General features: G+C 71.2%; 15 protein-coding genes and 3 pseudogenes. 14 read left to right on the top strand and 4 right to left on the bottom strand.

Annotated features, from left to right (window positions below; translation table 11 throughout):
* Positions 1 to 60 precede the first annotated feature (60 nt).
* The 3 genes from LRS14_RS18575 to LRS14_RS18565 all read left to right on the top strand — a co-directional run bounded on the left by LRS14_RS18575 (position 61) and on the right by LRS14_RS18565 (position 4,763).
* A complete protein-coding gene (locus LRS14_RS18575) occupies positions 61 to 1,689 on the top strand; it encodes a tannase/feruloyl esterase family alpha/beta hydrolase (protein ID WP_257800602.1) in 1,629 nt (542 codons plus the stop codon).
* Positions 1,690 to 1,700: 11 nt separating this feature from the next.
* The gene (locus LRS14_RS18570) at positions 1,701 to 3,845 is read left to right on the top strand and encodes an alpha/beta hydrolase domain-containing protein (RefSeq protein WP_257800601.1); all 2,145 of its coding nucleotides are present in this window, start codon (positions 1,701 to 1,703) and stop codon (positions 3,843 to 3,845) included.
* 84 nt (positions 3,846 to 3,929) lie between these two features.
* Positions 3,930 to 4,763, top strand: a complete 834-nt coding sequence (locus LRS14_RS18565) for an IclR family transcriptional regulator (RefSeq protein ID WP_083440416.1) — start codon at positions 3,930 to 3,932, stop codon at positions 4,761 to 4,763.
* A 21-nt stretch (positions 4,764 to 4,784) separates the two neighbouring features.
* On the opposite strand, the gene LRS14_RS18560 is transcribed toward LRS14_RS18565, so the two are convergent.
* Positions 4,785 to 6,056 (bottom strand): Zn-dependent hydrolase, encoded by a 1,272-nt coding sequence (locus LRS14_RS18560; RefSeq protein WP_257800600.1) that lies wholly within the window; start codon positions 6,054 to 6,056, stop codon positions 4,785 to 4,787.
* A 182-nt stretch (positions 6,057 to 6,238) separates the two neighbouring features.
* Between LRS14_RS18560 and LRS14_RS18555 the strand changes: the two genes are divergently transcribed.
* The 7 genes and pseudogenes from LRS14_RS18555 to LRS14_RS18530 all read left to right on the top strand — a co-directional run bounded on the left by LRS14_RS18555 (position 6,239) and on the right by LRS14_RS18530 (position 13,093).
* Positions 6,239 to 7,903, top strand: coding sequence for an ABC transporter substrate-binding protein (locus LRS14_RS18555; protein WP_257800599.1), 1,665 nt, complete (start codon positions 6,239 to 6,241; stop codon positions 7,901 to 7,903).
* 7 nt (positions 7,904 to 7,910) lie between these two features.
* A pseudogene (locus LRS14_RS18550) lies at positions 7,911 to 8,865 on the top strand (ABC transporter permease).
* 30 nt (positions 8,866 to 8,895) lie between these two features.
* Positions 8,896 to 9,792, top strand: coding sequence for an ABC transporter permease (locus LRS14_RS18545; protein WP_046112080.1), 897 nt, complete (start codon positions 8,896 to 8,898; stop codon positions 9,790 to 9,792).
* Between the two features lie 55 nt (positions 9,793 to 9,847).
* The gene (locus LRS14_RS18540) at positions 9,848 to 10,867 is read left to right on the top strand and encodes an ABC transporter ATP-binding protein (RefSeq protein WP_257800597.1); all 1,020 of its coding nucleotides are present in this window, start codon (positions 9,848 to 9,850) and stop codon (positions 10,865 to 10,867) included.
* A pseudogene (locus LRS14_RS30755) lies at positions 10,864 to 11,442 on the top strand (ATP-binding cassette domain-containing protein); the annotation flags it as partial. The gene LRS14_RS18540 and the pseudogene LRS14_RS30755, both read left to right, overlap by 4 nt.
* A gap of 101 nt (positions 11,443 to 11,543) precedes the next feature.
* The gene (locus tag LRS14_RS30750; protein ID WP_404977588.1) at positions 11,544 to 11,885 is read left to right on the top strand and encodes an oligopeptide/dipeptide ABC transporter ATP-binding protein; all 342 of its coding nucleotides are present in this window, start codon (positions 11,544 to 11,546) and stop codon (positions 11,883 to 11,885) included.
* A gap of 23 nt (positions 11,886 to 11,908) precedes the next feature.
* A complete protein-coding gene (locus LRS14_RS18530) occupies positions 11,909 to 13,093 on the top strand; it encodes an amidase (protein ID WP_257800596.1) in 1,185 nt (394 codons plus the stop codon).
* A 36-nt stretch (positions 13,094 to 13,129) separates the two neighbouring features.
* Here the strand turns inward: LRS14_RS18530 and LRS14_RS18525 are convergent, their stop codons facing one another.
* Positions 13,130 to 13,615 (bottom strand): ureidoglycolate lyase, encoded by a 486-nt coding sequence (locus LRS14_RS18525; protein WP_257800595.1) that lies wholly within the window; start codon positions 13,613 to 13,615, stop codon positions 13,130 to 13,132.
* Between the two features lie 55 nt (positions 13,616 to 13,670).
* On the opposite strand from LRS14_RS18525, the gene LRS14_RS18520 reads away from it, so the two are divergent.
* The 4 genes from LRS14_RS18520 (at position 13,671) to LRS14_RS18505 (ending at position 16,326) form a co-directional block, all read left to right on the top strand.
* Complete coding sequence (locus LRS14_RS18520) at positions 13,671 to 13,961, top strand: DUF3297 family protein (protein ID WP_046112084.1); 291 nt, start codon at positions 13,671 to 13,673, stop codon at positions 13,959 to 13,961.
* A gap of 75 nt (positions 13,962 to 14,036) precedes the next feature.
* The gene (locus LRS14_RS18515) at positions 14,037 to 14,858 is read left to right on the top strand and encodes a hypothetical protein (protein ID WP_257800594.1); all 822 of its coding nucleotides are present in this window, start codon (positions 14,037 to 14,039) and stop codon (positions 14,856 to 14,858) included.
* Entirely contained in the window at positions 14,771 to 15,211 is a 441-nt protein-coding gene (locus LRS14_RS18510) for a hypothetical protein (protein ID WP_046112086.1), read from the top strand. Before LRS14_RS18515 ends, LRS14_RS18510 begins: the two co-directional genes overlap by 88 nt.
* Before the next feature lie 173 nt (positions 15,212 to 15,384).
* The gene (locus tag LRS14_RS18505) at positions 15,385 to 16,326 is read left to right on the top strand and encodes an endonuclease/exonuclease/phosphatase family protein (protein ID WP_257800593.1); all 942 of its coding nucleotides are present in this window, start codon (positions 15,385 to 15,387) and stop codon (positions 16,324 to 16,326) included.
* 148 nt (positions 16,327 to 16,474) lie between these two features.
* Here LRS14_RS18505 and LRS14_RS18500 read toward each other — a convergent pair.
* Both LRS14_RS18500 and LRS14_RS30745 read right to left on the bottom strand, forming a co-directional pair.
* A pseudogene (locus tag LRS14_RS18500) lies at positions 16,475 to 17,050 on the bottom strand (methyl-accepting chemotaxis protein); the annotation flags it as partial.
* Positions 17,038 to 17,205 (bottom strand): hypothetical protein, encoded by a 168-nt coding sequence (locus tag LRS14_RS30745; RefSeq protein WP_404977587.1) that lies wholly within the window; start codon positions 17,203 to 17,205, stop codon positions 17,038 to 17,040. The pseudogene LRS14_RS18500 and the gene LRS14_RS30745, both read right to left, overlap by 13 nt.
* Between the last annotated feature and the right edge of the window lie 74 nt (positions 17,206 to 17,279).

The following is a 17,279-nucleotide window of genomic DNA, read 5'->3' as shown; positions in this document are numbered from 1 at the left end:
CCGCCGCGCAGAACGGCGGGCCGGGCCGCGCCATGCCCGAACACAGCCAGGAGACAAGACATGACCCGCCCCCAACCCAAGCTCGGCGCGCTGTTCGCGCTCTGCACGCTCGGCGCCGTCGCGCTCACCGCCTGCGGCGGCGACGGTGACGACGACGGCGCGACCGCACCGCCGCCGGCGCCCACGCCGCTGGCCTGCGAGGCCGCTTCCTTCGCCGCGCTGAAGCTCGACAACGCCACCATCACCTCGGCCACGCCGGTGCCCGCCGGCAGCTACACGCCGCCCGGCACCCGCACCGTGCTGGAGGGCCTGCCGGCCTTCTGCCTGGTCAAGGGCCAGGCCACGCCCACCAGCGACTCCCTCATCAACTTCGAGGCCTGGGTGCCCACCGGCGCGGCCTGGAACGGCAAGCTGGTGACCACCGGCAACGGCGGCTACAGCCCCGCGCTCAGCCACCGCGACATGGCCTATGCGATGGCCCAGGGTTATGCCGTGATCGGTGGCGACACCGGCCACCAGGGCGACCCCAATGCGATGGACTGGGGCCTGGGCCACCCGGAGAAGATCACCGACTGGGGCAGCCGCTCCATCCACGCCATCACCGTGCCGGCCAAGCAGCTGGTGGCCACGCTGCAGGGCCAGCCGGCCAAGCGTGCCTACTACTACGGCTGCTCCACCGGCGGCCACCAGGCCTATGCCCAGGTGCAGCGCTACCCCACCGACTTCGACGGCGTGATCGCCGGTGCGCCGGGCAACAACCGCACCGCGCTGAATGCCGAGTTCCTGTGGCGCTACCTGTCCAACCGCACCAGCGAAGCCGATCCGGCGCTGCTGCTGACGCCGGCCAAGGCCGCGCTGATCACCACCGCCGCGGTGGCCGCCTGCGACACCCTCGACGGCGTGGCCGACGGCGTGATCACCGATCCTCGGCAATGCACCAGCGCCCGCTTCGACGTCGGCTCGCTGCAGTGCACCGGCGCCGACGCCGCCACCTGCCTGACCGCGCCGCAGGTGGAGGCCGCCCGCAAGATCTACGCAGGCCCGAAGAACCCGCGCACCGGGGCGCAGATCTATCCCGGCCAGGTGGTCAGCAGCGAAAGCGGCTGGCCCGGCTACTGGGGCGGCGCAGAGCCGGTGCGCACCGACTACTGGCGGCTGTGGGCCTTCGAGGACCCGTCGTGGAACTGGTGGCAGTTCGACTTCGACCGCGACTACGCCTTCGCGCTGGCCAAGGTGGGCAGCCGGGTGGACCAGACCTCCACCGACCTGTCGGCCTTCAAGGCCGCGGGCGCCAAGCTCATCACCTACCAGGGCTGGATCGACCCGGTGGTGGTGGCCACCGACACCATCGCCTACTACGAGGCGGTGCGCGCCGCGCAGGGCTCGCAGGCCGAGGTGGACCGCTTCTTCAAGCTGTTCATGGTGCCGGGCATGGGCCACTGCTCGGGCGGCCCGGGCGCCACCTCGTTCGGCAACGGCGGCACGCCGCCGGTGATGGATGCCGAGCACGACCTGATGTCGGCACTCGACCGCTGGGTGGAACAGGGCACCGCACCGCAGCGCCTGATCGCCTCCCGCGTGGCCAATGGCGCCGTCACCCGCACCCGGCCGTTGTGCGCCTGGCCTGCCCACGCCGTGTACAGCGGTAGCGGCAGCACCGACGACGCCGCCAACTTCACCTGCCGTTGAGGAGACACGACATGTCTAGACAAGTCAATCACAAGCTCGCCCTGGTACTGGCCGCCGTGCTGCTGGCCGCCTGCGGCAGCGACAACGACAACGACAACGGCAGCGCCAACCCGCCGCCCACGCCCGCCAAGGCGCCGCAGCTGCGCATGACGGTCAGCGCCACCGAGGACTTCGCCGGCACCTACGGCAGCGTGGGTGCGTACGAGAAGCTCACCGGCACCATCGCCGGCGAGGTGGACCCCGCCGACCCGAAGAACGCGGTGATCCAGGACCTGCAGCTGGCACCGCGCAATGCCAACGGCATGGTGGAGTACAGCGCCGACTTCGTGATGCTCAAGCCCAAGGACATGAGCAAGGCCAGCGGCGTGCTGCGCTACGACGCGCCCAACCGCGGCAACATCCTGACGATGCTCAACCCCGTGGCCACGCCCAGCGACGCGGTGTACCTGGAGCGCGGCTACGTGATGCTGTATTCGGCCTGGCAGGGCGACGTGCCCAAGAGCAACCCGGCCCGCCTCACGGTCACGGTACCGGTGGCCAAGAATGCCGACGGCAGCAGCATCACCGGCCCTTACCGCAGCGAGCTGGTGCCCACGGCCGCGGTGCCTGCGATGGCCCTGCCCGGCGGCGTGTTCAACGGCACCATGATTCCCTACGAGCCGGCCAGCCTGGACAACACCCTGCCCGGCTACTCGCTCACCCGCCGGCGCAACGAGACCGACCCGCGCATCCCGGTGGCGCCTGCCGACTGGAAGTTCGCTACCTGCGACACCGCGGCCAATCCCTTCCCCGGCACCGCCAGCCCCAGCAGCATCTGCCTGAAGGGCGGCTTCGATCCGCAGTACCTGTACGAGCTGGTCTACGTCGCCAAGGACCCGAAGGTGATGGGCGTCGGCCTGGCCGCGCTGCGCGACACGGTGAGCTTCTTCCGCAAGCAGGCGGCGGATTCGGCCGGCACGCCCAATCCGCTGGCCGGCCGCATCACCCACACGCTGGGCCAGGGCACCTCGCAGTCGGGCAATGCGATGAAGACCTTCCTGCACCTGGGCTTCAACCAGGCGCTGGACGGCGGCAAGGTGTTCGACGGCCTGTTCGCCCATGTGGCGGCGCGCCAGACCAACATCAACACCCGCTTTGCCGTGCCCGGCGGCGGTGGCGGCCTGCGCACCGACCACACCGCCTTCGGCCAGACGGCCCCGCGCGGCCTGGCCGCGGACTACCAGGACGACGTCAGCGGCCGCCAGGGCGGCGTGATGAAGCGCTGCGAGGCCACCAGCACCTGCCCCAAGTTCTTCCTCGGCCTGTCGGGCACGGAGTTCTGGCAGCTGCAGGGCTCGCCGGTGCTCACCGATGCCTACGGCTTCCGCGACCTGGTGCAGCCGGCCAACGCCCGCATCTACTACTACGCCAGCACCCAGCACGGCGGCAACGGCGGCGTGGCCAGCATCAGCTACGCACCCAGCCGCAACGTGTACCCGGCCGGCACGGTGGTGCACTTCACCGACACCTTCCGAGCCCTCTTCGTGGCGCTGGAAGACTGGGTGGTGCGCGGCACCGAGCCGCCGGCCAGCCAGGTGCCGAAGGTGGCCGACGGCACCCTGGTGCGGCCGGACCAGCTGGTGTTCCCGGTGATGAAGGGCCTGACCTGGCCCGTGGGCGGCACGCAGACGGCCATCCCCGACTTCAACTACCTGGCCCGCTACAACGGCTTTGCGCTGTACGACTTCGGCCCGCAGTACATCCCGCAGGACGAATCGGGCATCGCCACCCAGCTGCCGCCCTATTACACCGGCCGCGACTACGCGATCCTGGTGCCGCAGGTGGACCCGGGCACCGGCCTGACGCGCGCCGGCATTAAGAGCGTGGAGGCGCAGGCACCGCTGGGCACCAGCATCGAGTTCAACTACGTGGCCACGCCGGGCATCGTCGACCTGTCCAACCTCACCGGCGCCTTCATCCCCTTCCATGCCACCGAGGCGGCCCGCCTGGCGGCCGGCGACAGCCGGCCTTCGCTGGAATTGCTGTACGGCAGCCATGACGGCTATGTGGCGGCGGTGCGCAGCGCGGCCGATGCGCTGGTGGCCCAGCGGCTGCTGCTGCCGCGGGATGCGCAGCTGCGCATCCAGCAGGCGGCCGATTCCAGCGTGCTGCGCTAGGGCCGGCGCGCCCCGGCGGCAGGTCAGAGTTCGATAGCCGATTCGCTAGACTCGGCTTTCGATACCCCTCCGCCGCCGGGCACGATGGCCACCAGCCGCAAGACACCCTCCCGCAAGACCGCCCGCGCCGCCGCGCCCGAACCGCCCCCGGCGGTGGCCGACGCGCTCTACAACGTCTCCCTGGAAAAAGGCCTGCAGGTGCTGCGGGCCTTCGACGCCGCCCACCGCACCATGACGCTGGTGGAACTGGCCGAGCTCACCGGCATGAGCAAGGGCTCGGTGCAGCGCACGGTGCACACGCTGCAGGTGCTGGGCTACGTGGGCAAGCATCCGCAGACGCGGCGCTTCCAGCTGCTGCCCAGGGTCATCGAGATCGGCTTCAACTACCTGTCCGCGCATCCGCTGATCCGTGCCGCCCATCCCTACCTGACGCAGCTGGCGAATGCCAGCGGCGAGACGGCCAGCCTGACCGAGGCGGTGGACACCGAGATGGTGTACGTGGCGCAGCTGCTCACGCCCAAGTTCATCCCGGTGCTCACGCCGGTGGGCATGCGCATCCCGATGTACTGCACCAGCTCGGGCCGCGCATGGCTCAGCGCGCTGCCGGCCGAGCAGGCCCGGGCGCTGCTGCAGGCCAGCCACCGGGAGCGCCGCACGCCGGCCACCCTGGTGGACGTGGACGCCATCATGAAGCGCGTCGCCCAGTGCCGGAAGGTGGGCTACGCCACCAACTGCGAGGAGCTGTTCCTGGGCGACATGGGCCTGGGCGCCGCGGTGGTGGACAGCACCGGCCGGCCGGTGGCCGCGGTGCATGTGTCGCCGCCCACCAGCCGCTGGACGATGGAGGAGGCGCAGAAGAAGCTGGCGCCCATGGTCATCGAATGCGCGCGCGCCATCTCGCTGGCGGTGGCGCACTGAGGGCGCGGCGCCGCGGCCCGCTCACATCGCCAGTGCCAGCATCGTGCGCAGCAGCACATCGCCGCCGGCGGTGATGTGCGCGGGCAGCGCATCCTCGATCTCGTTGTGGCTGATGCCGTCCTTGCAGGGCACGAAGATCATCGCCGTGGGCGCCACCCGGGCCAGGTAGACGGCGTCGTGGCCGGCGCCGCTGACGATGTCCATGTGCGGCAGCCCGAGCGACTGCGCCGCCGCCCGCACGCCGTCCACGCAGGCCGCGTCGAACACGCAGGGATCGAAGCTCACCACCTGCTGCACCGCCACCTGCACGCCCGCGGCCTCGGCCAGCGCGGCGAAGCCGGTACGCATCGCCTGGTCCATGCGGTCCAGCCCGGCCTGCGCCAGGTGGCGGAAGTCCACCGAGAAACGCACCTCGCCGGGCACCACGTTGCGTGAGTTGGGCAGCACCTGCAGGTGGCCCACGGTGCCGCGGCCGTCGGGCGCCTCCTGCAGCGCGATGCGGTTGACCAGTTCCACCATGCGCGCCGCGGCCAGCAGCGCATCGCGGCGCAGCGCCATCGGCGTGGGGCCGGCATGGGCATCCATGCCGGTCACCGTCACGTCGTACCACTGCTGGCCCAGCGCGCCGCGCACCACGCCGATGGGCAGGCCCTGGTCTTCCAGCACCGGGCCCTGCTCGATGTGGGCTTCCAGGTAGGCGGCATACATGCCGCCGGGCACCTGGCCGCAGGGCTGCGGGCCCAGGTAGCCGATGCGCCGCAGCTCGTCGCCCACCGACAGCCCGGCGCCGTCGCGCTCCGCATGGATGCGCGGCACCTCGAACACGCCGGCGAAGGCGCCGGAGCCCATCATCACCGGCGTGAAGCGGGTGCCTTCCTCGTTGGTCCAGAACACGACCTCGATCGGTGCACGGGTGGCCAGGCCGTGATCGTTCAGGGTGCGCACCACTTCGAGGCCTGCCAGCACGCCGAAGTTGCCATCGAACTTGCCGCCGGAAGGCTGGGTGTCGATGTGGCTGCCGGTGGCCACCGCGCGAGCGGCGGGATCGGTGCCGGCGCGGCGGCCGAACACGTTGCCCACCTCGTCGACGCGCACCTCGAGGCCGGCGTCGCGGAACCACCGCACCACCTGGTCGCGGCCGGCGCGGTCTTCGTCGGTGAGCGCGATGCGCCGCACGCCGCCCTTGGGCGTGGCGCCGATGGCGGCCAGCGCCATCAGCGATTGCCACAGGCGTGCGCCGTCGATGCGCGGGCTGTCGGGAAGGGGGGTGGGCTGCTGTGGGGCGGTGCGCATCGGCTTGGCGTCATGCAATGGATGAGAGTATGGATAACCAGTAGACCACTATCGACAAAACATAGCACCATATCGTTAATCGATACGTTTGCGGCTGTTTGCGCCGGTTTTTGGCACAGCGCTTGCATGACGGTGCCGGCCTCTTGATGTGCAACCTTCTTCAATACCCGGATGGTGACCCGATGAGCCTGAACCCGTTGCAGCCCTGCCGCCTGCGCCACCTCGCCCTTGCCGCCGCGCTGTCGCTGCTTGGCAGCAGCGCCGCCCTGGCGCAGGAGAAGGTGCTGCGCATCGCGATGACGGCCGCCGACATCCCGCGCACGCTGGGCCAGCCCGACCAGGGCTTCGAGGGCAACCGCTTCACCGGCATTCCCATCTACGACGCGCTGACGCACTGGGACCTGTCCAAGGCCGACGCGCCCAGCGTGCTGGTGCCGGGCCTGGCCACCAGCTGGGCGGTGGATGCCGCCGACAAGACCAAATGGGTGTTCAAGCTGCGCCCGGGCGTGAAGTTCCACGACGGCTCGCCGCTGAATGCCGACGCGGTGGTGTGGAACGTGAACAAGGTGCTGGACAAGGCGGCGCCGCACTTCGATGCCAGCCAGGTGGGCGTCACCGCCTCGCGCATGCCCACGCTCAAGAGCGCCCGCAAGATCGACGACCTGACGGTGGAACTGCTGACCAGCGAGCCGGACTCCTTCCTGCCGATCAACCTGACCAACCTGTTCATGGCCTCGCCTGCGCACTGGGAGGCCAAGCTGAAGGCGGTGCCCGCGGCCACCACCGATCCGGCCGAGCGGGCAAAGGCGGCCTGGACGGCCTTCGCCGCCGATCCCTCGGGCTCGGGCCCCTTCAAGGTCACCCGCTTCGTCGCCCGCGAGCGGCTGGAGCTGGCCGCCAACAAGGCCTACTGGGATGCCAAGCGCACGCCGCGCATCGACAAGGTGGTGCTGATCCCGATGCCCGAGGCCAATGCCCGCACCGCGGCGCTGCTGGGTGGTCAGGTCGACTGGATCGAGGCGCCTTCGCCGGACGCAATGCCGCAGATCCAGCAGCGCGGCTTCAAGATCTATTCCAATGCGCAGCCGCATGTGTGGCCGTGGCAGCTCTCCTTTGCCGAAGGCTCGCCCTGGCTGGACAAGCGGGTGCGCCAGGCCGCCAACCTGTGCGTGGACCGCGGCGGCCTGAAGCAGCTGCTGGGCGGCATGATGGCCGAGCCCAAGGGCACGGTGCCGCCGGGCCATCCGTGGTGGGGCAATCCCAAGTTCGACATCAAGACCGACGTCAAGGCCGCGCAGGCGCTGATGACGGCGGCCGGCCATTCGGCCGCCAAGCCGCTGAAGGTCAAGGTGCAGATCTCGGCCTCGGGCTCGGGCCAGATGCAGCCGCTGCCGATGAACGAATACGTGCAGCAGTCGCTCAAGGAATGCCACTTCGACGTGCAGTTCGACGTCATCGAGTGGAACACCCTGTTCACCAACTGGCGCAAGGGCGCCAAGGACCCGTCGGCCAACGGCGCCAATGCGGTCAACGTGAGCTTCGCGGCGATGGACCCGTTCTTCGCGATGGTGCGCTTCGTCAGCACCAAGACCTTCCCGCCGGTGTCCAACAACTGGGGCTACTACGGCAATGCCGAGGTGGACAAGCTGGTGGCCGATGCCCGCACCGCCTTCGACGACAAGGCGCGCGATGCGGCGCTGGCGCGGCTGCATGCCCACATCGTGGAGGACGCGCCCTTCGTCTGGATCGCGCACGACGTGGGCCCGCGCGCCATGTCGGCCAAGGTGAAGAACGTGGTGCAGCCGCGGAGCTGGTTCATCGACATCGCCACCATGACGATGGACTGAGGCCGCGATGCTGGCCTACCTCGTGCGGCGCGTGCTGGTGGCGCTGCCCATCATGCTGGGCGTGGCGCTGGTGTGCTTCGCGCTGGTGCACCTGGCGCCGGGCGATCCGCTGGTGTCCATCCTGCCGCCCGATGCATCGGCCGAGCTGCAGGCGCAGCTGCGCGAGCTGTACGGCTTCAACCGCAGCTACCCCGAGCAGTTCCTGGCCTGGGTGTGGCGGGCGCTGCACGGCGACCTGGGCATGTCCATCGCCACCAGCCGGCCGGTCGTCGGGGGAGGTGCTGAAGGCGGTGGTGAACACGCTGCGCCTGGCGGTGGTGGCCACGATCATCGGCTTCGTGCTGGGTTGCCTGTTCGGCTTCGTGGCCGGCTACTTCCGCCGCTCCTGGGTGGACCGCGCGGCCTCCATGCTGTCGGTGCTGGGCGTGAGCGTGCCGCACTACTGGCTGGGCATGGTGATGGTCATCGTGTTCTCGTCGCAGCTGATGTGGCTGCCGGCCACCGGCGCCGGGCCCGGCGGCTCCGACGAATGGGCCTGGGACTGGGCGCATGTGCAGTACATGCTGCTGCCGGCCCTCACCATGTCGGTCATCCCGATGGGCATCATCGCGCGCACGGTGCGGGCGCTGGTGTCCGAGCTGCTGGACCAGGAGTTCATCGTCGGCCTGCGGGCCAAGGGGCTGACGCACCTGGGCATCTTCCTGCACGTGGTGAAGAACGCGGCGCCCACCGCGCTGGCGGTGATGGGCCTGCAGCTGGGCTACCTGCTGGGCGGCTCCATCCTGATCGAGACGGTGTTCTCCTGGCCGGGCACCGGCTTCCTGCTCAACTCGGCCATCTTCCAGCGCGACCTGCCGCTGCTGCAGGGAACCATCCTGGTGCTGGCGCTGTTCTTCGTCGTCCTCAACCTGCTGGTGGATGTGCTGCAGACGCTGCTGGACCCGCGCATCGCCCGCGCCTGACATCCCCACGGCATCCACGAGGCCACCGCCATGACCACGCTTGCACCCCCAGCCGCCGCCGCGGTGGCCGCCCTGCCGGCGCAGCGCTCGCGTGGCTACTGGGCGTCCGTGGGCCACCGCTTCCTGCGCGACCCGGTGGCCGTGGGCGCGGCGCTGGTGGCGCTGCTGCTGCTGTCGCTGGCCCTGTTCGGGCCCTGGCTGGCGCCGGCCGACCCCTACCAGTCGTCGATGCTCAAGCGGCTCAAGCCCATCGGCACGCCGGGGCTGCCGCTGGGCAGCGACGAGCTGGGCCGCGACATGCTCTCGCGGCTGATCGTCGGCGCGCGGCTGTCGCTGTTCATGGGCATCGTGCCGGTGCTGTGCGCCTTCGTGGTGGGCGCGGCCATCGGCATCCTGGCCGGTTATGCGGGCGGCACCACCAACACGCTGGTGATGCGCACCATCGACGTGTTCTATGCCTTTCCGTCGGTGCTGCTGGCCATCGCGCTGTCGGGCACGCTGGGTGCGGGCATCTTCAATTCGCTGGTGTCGCTGACGGTGGTGTTCATCCCGCAGATCGCGCGCGTGGCCGAGAGCGTGACCACGCAGGTGCGCGGGCGCGACTATGTGGAAGCCGCCCGGGCCTCGGGCGCCGGCGCCTTCACCATCGTGCGGGTGCATGTGCTGGGCAATGTGCTGGGGCCCATCTTCGTCTATGCCACCAGCCTCATCGCGGTGTCGATGATCCTGGCCTCCGGCCTGTCCTTCCTGGGCCTGGGCGTCAAGCCGCCCGAGCCGGAGTGGGGCCTGATGCTCAACACCCTGCGCACCGCCATCTACGTGCAGCCGTGGGTGGCCGCGCTGCCGGGCGTGATGATCTTCGTCACCTCCATCACCTTCAACCTGCTGTCGGACGGACTGCGCAACGCCATGGACCACAAGACATGAATGGGGCCCCTCGTCCGCTGGGGGATCCGGCCCCGAGGCCGCGCAGCCGGCCGACGTGGGCGGGCCGGCGCAGCCGCTGCTGACCATCCGCGGGCTGCAGAAGCACTATCCGCTGGCCCGCGGCGTGCTCGGCCGCGGCGGCGGCACGGTGCGGGCGGTGGACGGCGTGGACTTCACCGTGAAGAAGGGCGAGACGCTGGGCCTGGTGGGTGAATCGGGCTGCGGCAAGAGCACCACCGCGCGGCTGCTGATGCAGCTGATCCGCCCCACCGCCGGCGAGGTGGTGTTCGACGGCCAGGCCATGGGCGGCCGCTCGCTGCCGCTCAAGGAGTTCCATCGACAAGTGCAGATGGTGTTCCAGGACAGCTATGCCTCGCTCAACCCGCGGCTGACCATCGAGGACTCTGTCGCCTTCGGTCCTCAGGTGCACGGCCTGCCGCGCCGCGCCGCGGTGCAGCGCGCGCGGGAGCTGCTGTCCCGCGTGGGCCTGGAGCCGCAGCGCTTTGCCGAGCGTTATCCGCATGAGCTCTCGGGCGGGCAGCGGCAGCGGGTGAACATCGCCCGCGCGCTGGCGCTGCAGCCGCGGCTGCTGATCCTGGACGAGGCGGTGTCGGCGCTGGACAAGTCGGTGGAGGCGCAGGTGATCAACCTGCTGCTGGACCTGAAGGCCGAGTTCGGCCTGACCTACGTCTTCATCAGCCACGACCTGCAGGTGGTGCGCTACATGAGCGACCGCGTGCTGGTGATGTACCTGGGCCGGGTGGCCGAGCTGGGCCCGTCGGAGGCGCTGTACACCGCGCCGCTGCATCCCTATACCCGGGCGCTGCTGTCCTCCATGCCGTCGATGGACCCCGACCACCGCACCGAGCAGGCGCTGCTGGCGGGCGATCCGCCCAACCCCATCGACCCGCCTGCCGGCTGCCGCTTCCATCCGCGCTGCCCGCATGCGGCGCCGGTGTGCGGCCAGCAGATGCCGCGGCTGGCCGAGCACCGCAGCCTGCACACGGCCGCCTGCCTAATGCACGAAGCCGGCAGCGGCCATCCCGCCGCACCGGCGCTGCGGGAGGCCGCATGACCGCGCCGCCGTACGACGCCGGGCCGATGGTCTCGCTGCAGGACCTGAGCGTGCAGTTCAGCGGCGGCCGCAAGCCGGTGCAGGCCGTCAGCGGCGTGAGCCTGGAACTGCAGCGCGGCCAGGTGCTGGCCCTGATCGGCGAATCGGGCTCCGGCAAGAGCGTGACGCTGCGCACCCTGCTGCGGCTGCACCCCGAGCGGCGCACCCGCGTGGGCGGCCGCGTGCAGGTGGCCGGCCGCGACGTGCTGGCGATGGGCGGCCGTGAGCTGGCCGACTACCGCGGCAAGGTGGCGGCCATGATCTTCCAGGAGCCGCTGCTGGCGCTGGACCCGGTGTACAGCGTGGGCGCGCAGATCGTCGAATCCATCCGCAGGCATGAGCGGGTGACCGCCGCCGAGGCCCGGCAGCGTGCGCTGGCGCTGTTCGAGCGGGTGCGCATTCCCAGCCCGGAGCGCCGGCTGGCGGCCTATCCGCACGAGATGTCGGGCGGCATGCGCCAGCGCGCGATGATCGCCCTGGCCCTGGCCTGCCGGCCGCAGCTGCTGCTGGCCGACGAGCCCACCACCGCGCTGGACGCCACGGTGCAGATCCAGATCCTGCTCTGCTGCGCGAGCTGCAGCGCGACCTGGGCCTGTCGGTCATCTTCGTCACCCACGATATCGGTGCGGCGGTGGAGGTGGCCGACCGCATCGCGGTGATGTATGCCGGGCGCATCGTGGAAGAAGGCAGCGCCCGCGAATTGATTCGCACGCCGCGCCATCCATACACCATCGCGCTGCTCACCAGCCGCGCCCACGGCGGCATGACCCGCGGCACGCGGCTGCCCACCATCGGCGGCGCGCCGCCCGACCTGGCTGCCCTGCCCCCGGGCTGCGCCTTCGCCGAGCGCTGTGCCCTGGCGCGGCCGGAGTGCCTGGCGGTGCAGCCGCCACCGGTGGCCATCGGCCCCGGCCACCAGGCGCGCTGCCTGCGCACCGAGGCCACCGCCGCGCTGCTGGCCACGCCCGCCCTGCCCTGACCTGGAACCTTCCGAGGAAGACGATGCCGCTGCACGATCCCGTCCATGCCTTCGTGCCCTATCCCGAGGCCGAGGTGCCCCGGGCCGCCACCGGCCCGCTGGCCGGGCTGGACTTCGGCGTGAAGGACCTGTTCGACGTGGCCGGCTATCCCACCGGCGGCGGCCATCCCGTCGTGCTGGCGATGTCGGGCATCAAGACCCGCACCGCACCCACGGTGCAGCGGCTGCTGGAGGCCGGCGCGCGCTTCGTCGGCAAGACGGTGACCGACGAGCTGGCCTTCTCGATGAACGGCGACAACGCGCACTTCGGCGCGCCGCTGAACAGCGCGGCCCCGCAGCGCATCACCGGCGGCTCGTCCTCGGGCTCGGCCGCCGCGGTGGCCGCCGGCCTGTGCGACCTGGCGCTGGGCACCGACACCGGCGGCTCGGTGCGGGCACCGGCCAGCCACTGCGGGCTGTACGGCCTGCGGCCAACCCATGGCCGGGTGAGCCTGCAGGGCGCGCTGGACCTGGCGCCCAGCTGCGACACCTGCGGCTGGTTCAGCCGCGATGCCGACACCTTCGACCGCGTGGCCGAGGTGCTGCTGGGCGCCGATGCCCGCCCGCTGACGCAGGCGCGCCTGCTGTCGCCGCAGGACGTGTGGGCGCTGGCCGAGCCGGCGGCGGTGCAGGCGCTGCAGCCCGCCGCCGACCGGGTGCAGGCGCTGCTGGGGCCGGCCACGCCGGTGTCGGTGGCGCTGGAGGACTTCGATGCGATGTACTGGCATTTCCGCGCCATCCAGGGCCGCGAGGCCTGGCAGACCGATGGCCCGCTGATCGAGCGCCATGCGCTGGTGCTGGGCCCGGGCGTGGCGGAGCGCTTCGCCTGGTCACGCTCCGTCACCGACGAGCAGGTGCTGCAGGCGCGTGCCTTCCGCCAGCGCTTCGGCAGCCACATGGCGCGGCTGCTGGGCCACGACGGCGTGCTGCTGATGCCCACCATGCCCGACATCGCGCCGCTGCGCGCAGCCGGCGAGGCCAGCCTGGAGGACTACCGCAACCGCGCCATCCGGCTGCTGTGCATCGCCGGCCTGGCCGGCCTGCCGCAGCTGTCGATGCCGCTGGCACGGCGTGACGGCGCGCCGCTGGGCCTGTCGCTGCTGGGGCCGGCAGGCAGCGACCGCAGCCTGGTGGCGCTGGCCCGGCAGCTGTCCGCCCACGCCGGCTGACGCTGCGCCCGGCTCAGCCCGGCATCGGCCGCGGATTCACCCGAGGTGCACCTGCACCGGTTGGGGCAGCGCATGCACGTCGCAGTCCACCTGCGCCGCGGCGCGCTCCAGCACCACGAAGTCGCCGTCCTCCACGGCCAGCAGCGCGTGGTGCCAGGTGCCGGGCCACAGCGTCACGCCCTGGCGGCCATCGGTGACGAAGGCGGCCAGCGACGCGGCCTGCGGCACCGCGCCGGCCGGTGCCACCACCAGCACGAAGCGGCGCTCGCCCAGCGGCACGAAGCTCTGGCTGCCCAGCGCATGGCGCTCCATCTCATGCACCGCATGCGGAAAGGCCCGCGCCTGCGCGCGGAACAGCGCCAGCATCGGCCGCCCGCCTTCGGCCGTGAGCTGCAGGTCGGCCGCCAGGTCGAAGCGCTGCGCATTGCCGCCGTTGATCGGCCTGCCCCCTTGGGCGGGCGCCTGCAGCACCAGGCCGTAAGGTGCGAAGGCTTGGGCTTGCAATGGCTGGGCGATGAGCATCGGGCCAGTGTATGAGCCGGCAGAATGGCGCGCTTCGCATGACACGAGACGCCCGATGACCGCTGCTTCCGACACCCCCGCCGACCCGGCCGACTCCGCTGCAGCCGCGCCGCAGCGCCCCGAGCTGCCCGACCGCCTGTCCACCGATCCGCGCAGCCCGCACCATGTGCCCGCCATCTTCGAGCACGCCATCGGCATCCGCCTGAACGGCCGCGAGCTCACCAACGTGGAGGAGTACTGCATCAGCGCCGGCTGGGTGAAGGTGCCCTCCGGCAAGACGCTGGACCGCAAGGGCCGGCCGCTGCTGCTGCAACTCAAGGGCAAGGTGGAGCCCTTCTACCGCTGAAGCCCGGCGCGCCCGCGCCGATAAGGCAGGCATGACGTACCTGCCGACCGCCGCCCCGTTCCACGGGGCGCTGCGATGAAAGCCTTCGAGCCGAAGGCCGTGCCGCCCGACAGCTGGCGCTACTGGGTCACCGAGGCCCTGGACCTCTGCACCGCGCAATGGCTGCCCAACACCGTGCTGGTGCTGGGCCTGCTGGGCGGCGTGCAGCTGCTGCAGGCCGATGCCGGGCGGCTGCTGCTGGGCTGCCTGGCGCCGGGCCTGGTCGCGCTGTTCGCGGCCGTGGCCTCGCGGGCGCACACCCCGCGGCGGCTGCACCAGGTGCTGCGCGGCAGCCTGCCGGGCGTCGGCCGGGCGGTGCTGTGCGCGGCCACGGTGCTGGCCGTGCTGTATGCGGTGCTGGCCGCGATTGCCGGTGCGCTGGCCTTCGGCGGCGCAGGCGCGCCGGCCGCGGGCCAGGCGGCCTGGACGGCCGGCACGGCTACCAGCGACTTCGCCGCCGGGCAAAGCGCGCTGCTGGTGCTGTTCCTGTGGCTGCTGGTGCCGCTGCTGTTCTTCCTGCTGCCGCTGCTGGTGTGTGCGCAACTGCCCGTGCGGCAGGCGCTGGCCCTGGCGCGGCAGGCGCATGCGCTCAATCCCTTCGCCTGGCGCGTGGGCGCGGCAGCCGGATTGCTGTGCCTGGGCGGTGCGATGTGGAACGGCGTGGCCGCCGTGCCCTTCTATCCGCTGATCGGCACGCTGCTGTACGTGGCCTACCGCCATGTGTTCCTCGGCATGCCGCCCGAAACCGCCACGCAGTCCGCGCACGCACGATGGCCCGCTTTGCAAAGTCCGACCTGGTCCTCGCCTGGTTCGTCGCCACGGCGTTCAGCGGGCTGCCGTCCACGCTGCATGCGCTGATCACCGGCGCCGACGTGCTGGAGGCCACCCGCGCCGCTGGCGCGATGCTGCTGCCGCAGGCCACGCACACGCCCACGCTGTTCATGGCAGCGGCGGTGGTGCACCCGGCCATCTCGGCCTTCTGGACGCTGGTGTTCGCACGATGGCTGCCGGTGCGCAGGCCGCTGGCGGGCGCGCTGGCGGGCTCGGTGGCGGTGGCCCTGCTGGACCTGCTGGTCATCGCGCCGCTGGCCTTCCCGCGGGTGGCGGCCCTGCCCTTCGGGCCGCAGCTGGCCGACCACCTGATGTGGGGCGCGCTGCTGGGCGGCACGCTGCAGTGGCGGTCACGCCGCTGTCATGCGGCGCGGGCCTAATGCACCCATCGGAGCGCAAATCGACCGCAGCAATGGGCGGAAGGCGCAAGCCAGGGAACCCGTCACCCGGCGCGACGATGCCACCTTTCCAGCTGTAAGCAATTCCTCGCGTCACGCACCGGTCATCCCGCGTTCCTAGGCTGCAAGCCCTACCAACGCAGGAGCAGTACCCGATGACGCATTCCTTCAGCCCCCGCCTGCCACGGCCGCGCGGCATCCACATCGCCTTGCTGGCCGCCCTGGCTGCACTGGCCGCCGCCGGCGGCAACGCGCAGGCGGCCAGCCTGTCCATCGCCACCTACAACATCCACCATGCCGCCGGTTCCGACAACGTCGTCGACCTGGACCGCATCGCTGGCGTGATGTCGGGCCTGGATGCCCAGATCATCGGCCTGCAGGAAAACGACATGGCCAACGGCCGCACGGGCTTCGTGCACCAGCCCAACGAGCTGGCCGCGATGATGTCCGCGCGCACCGGCTCGGTGTGGCAGGCGCTGTCGGCACCGGCCATCAACTACCAGGGCGGCCAGTACGGCAATGCCATCCTGTTCGACACCGGCGCGCTCAGCCTGCAGTCGTTCAAGGTGCTGGGCCTGCCCGACCCCGCCGGTGACGGCGCCCGATCGGCCGGCCTGGCGGTGTTCGAGCTGGCCGGCACGCGCTTCCAGTTCGCCACCACCCACCTGACCCACCGCAACCAGGCCTCGCAGACGGTGCCCGGCTCCACGGTGCAGATCGACAGCATGAACCTGATCGACGCGGCCATCGACCGCACGCTGCTGGCGGTGGTCAACGGCGACTTCAATGCCGGGCCGGCCTCGGCCTCGATGGCGCACTGGCAGTCGCTGGGCTGGCGCATCGACAGCCCGACCGACGTGCCCACGCTGGAGGGCGGCACGCAGGCCATCGACTTCAACACCAGCCTGGGCGCCGATGCCTGGCAGGTGACCGGCAACCGGGTGGTGACCGGCGGCCTGGCGGCCGTGGCCTCCGACCACTTCCCGGTGGTGACCACCTACAACATTCCCGCCGTGCCCGAACCCGGCACCTATGCGCTGATGCTGTGTGGCGCCGGCGTGCTGGCCGCGGTGGCCCGCCGCCGTCCGGGCCGGTAAAAAAAGCAGGGGCCGCCGAGGCCCCTGAAGCACTTGACCCGACCACGATGCCGGCGGGATTGCCGGCAGCATGTCTGCGGCAATCGGGATACCGCGCCGCTCAGAAGCGGGTGAAGTCGGCCTCTTCCACATCCAGCATCGGCAGCCGTTACGCGGGCGGCGGCCGACGCGGCGTGCGGCGGCCCATGGCACTGGCGATCACGCGCCGGGCCGGTGCCTCGGCAGCGGCGGCGGCCGTGGCGGAAGCCGGCTTGTGCACGACGAAGAAGGCCATCGCCTGCTGCAGCTCCGTGGCCTGGGCGCTCATTTCCTCCGCGGTGGAAGCCAGCTCTTCGGAGCTGCTGGCGTTCTGCTGCGTGGTGCTGCTGAGCTGGCTCACCGCGGCATTGATCTGCGACACACCGGAGAACTGTTCCTCGCTGGCCGCGGTGATCTCCTGCACCAGGTCGGAGGTCTTGCGGATGCTGGGCACCATCGCATCCAGCAGCTGGCCGGCGCGCTCGGCCAGTTCCACGCTGGACGAGGCCACGGTGCCGATCTCCTGCGCCGCCACCTGGCTGCGCTCGGCCAGCTTGCGCACCTCGGCCGCCACCACCGCGAAGCCCTTGCCATGCTCGCCGGCCCGCGCCGCCTCGATGGCCGCGTTCAGCGCCAGCAGGTTGGTCTGGTAGGCGATGTCGTCGATGATCCCGATCTTCTGCGCGATCTGCTTCATCGACACCACCGGCCGGCGGCGGCGGCTTCGGCCAGCATGCGGCTGTCGCGGATCAGGGCCTGCAGGTTGCCGCGCACCTGCTCGACCACCTGGTTGATGAAGGCCTTCTTGCCTGGAAAGGCATCGAGCGGCGCATCGAAGTTGCCGCGGCCGAATTCGGCCACGCAGGCATGGCCTTCTTCTTCACGGCGATGTGGCCGGCCACCATGCGATTGATGCCGTCGGCCATGGTCCTGAA

The sequence above is a fragment of the Aquincola sp. J276 genome, from assembly GCF_024700035.1.
Taxonomy (GTDB): Bacteria; Pseudomonadota; Gammaproteobacteria; order Burkholderiales; family Burkholderiaceae_C; genus Aquincola; species Aquincola tertiaricarbonis.
This window is presented reverse-complemented; position numbering and strand designations above follow the sequence as displayed.

Excerpts from the sequence above, each read along its gene's own strand:
- LRS14_RS18565 (WP_083440416.1), top strand. The coding sequence starts at position 3,930 with ATGGCCACCAGCCGCAAGACACCCTCCCGCAAGACCGCCCGCGCCGCC.
- LRS14_RS18545 (WP_046112080.1), top strand. The coding sequence starts at position 8,896 with ATGACCACGCTTGCACCCCCAGCCGCCGCCGCGGTGGCCGCCCTGCCG.
- LRS14_RS18530 (WP_257800596.1), top strand. The coding sequence starts at position 11,909 with ATGCCGCTGCACGATCCCGTCCATGCCTTCGTGCCCTATCCCGAGGCC.
- LRS14_RS18555 (WP_257800599.1), top strand. The coding sequence starts at position 6,239 with ATGAGCCTGAACCCGTTGCAGCCCTGCCGCCTGCGCCACCTCGCCCTT.
- LRS14_RS18570 (WP_257800601.1), top strand. The coding sequence starts at position 1,701 with ATGTCTAGACAAGTCAATCACAAGCTCGCCCTGGTACTGGCCGCCGTG.
- LRS14_RS18505 (WP_257800593.1), top strand. The coding sequence starts at position 15,385 with ATGACGCATTCCTTCAGCCCCCGCCTGCCACGGCCGCGCGGCATCCAC.
- LRS14_RS18510 (WP_046112086.1), top strand. The coding sequence starts at position 14,771 with ATGGCCCGCTTTGCAAAGTCCGACCTGGTCCTCGCCTGGTTCGTCGCC.
- LRS14_RS18575 (WP_257800602.1), top strand. The coding sequence starts at position 61 with ATGACCCGCCCCCAACCCAAGCTCGGCGCGCTGTTCGCGCTCTGCACG.
- LRS14_RS18520 (WP_046112084.1), top strand. The coding sequence starts at position 13,671 with ATGACCGCTGCTTCCGACACCCCCGCCGACCCGGCCGACTCCGCTGCA.
- LRS14_RS18560 (WP_257800600.1), bottom strand. The coding sequence starts at position 6,056 with ATGCGCACCGCCCCACAGCAGCCCACCCCCCTTCCCGACAGCCCGCGC.
- LRS14_RS18515 (WP_257800594.1), top strand. The coding sequence starts at position 14,037 with ATGAAAGCCTTCGAGCCGAAGGCCGTGCCGCCCGACAGCTGGCGCTAC.
- LRS14_RS18525 (WP_257800595.1), bottom strand. The coding sequence starts at position 13,615 with ATGCTCATCGCCCAGCCATTGCAAGCCCAAGCCTTCGCACCTTACGGC.